General features: G+C 44.0%; 1 protein-coding gene. It reads left to right on the forward strand.

Going from position 1 to position 659, the window contains the following annotated elements; translation table 11 throughout:
* Positions 1 to 280 precede the first annotated feature (280 nt).
* The coding region (locus tag RM549_RS19400) for a tyrosine-type recombinase/integrase (RefSeq protein ID WP_311687772.1) at positions 281 to 659 on the forward strand (379 nt) is incomplete at its 3' end.

The raw sequence follows: 659 nt of genomic DNA on the forward strand, positions 1-659 counted from the left end.
GAACTAAACCTAAAGGTAGCTTCAAGAGATCGCTAAATCACTATTCACTACCTTTAAGTATCTCTAATTATAATATTTAAAGTTATGAAAAAAAAGTAGTACCCTCATTGACAGGGCCTGTAATTCTGTACCTGAGTTTGATCAGCTGTACCGTAAATTAAAGCGTTCCGTAGAACTAGCCGGTAAAAGTCAAAGTACCCTTACCAACTACTCCCGCTGCCTCGCGCATATGTCCCTCCATTTTAAATGTAGTCCCCTGGTTCTCGATGAAGAACAGGTTTTGGACTACCTGCACCTTCTAAAATCCCAGCACAAAACACCATCGGATAGTTTCTTTAAGCATACCATTTATGGCCTTCGCTATGCTTATCGTATCTCTGGAATGAAAGCAATGCGGGTCATGTTACCTTCCATTGAACGTCCCCACAAACTTCCAGTAGTGTTAAGCCGTAGTGAAGTAAAGCAACTGCTTAAAACGCCCAAACTGCTCAAGCACCGGTTGGTACTGGCAATGCTCTACGGTTGTGGCCTTCGGTGCTTTGAACTTCGCAGCCTCCAGCTCAAAGACCTGGATTTTGATCGTAAAATGCTTCACATCCGCCAGGGAAAAGGAAGAAAAGACCGGTATGTTCCATTATCCCAGATGCAGGTCCGTGGCC

The sequence above is a fragment of the Autumnicola patrickiae genome (genome assembly GCF_031846525.1).
GTDB lineage: Bacteria > Bacteroidota > Bacteroidia > Flavobacteriales > Flavobacteriaceae > Autumnicola > Autumnicola patrickiae.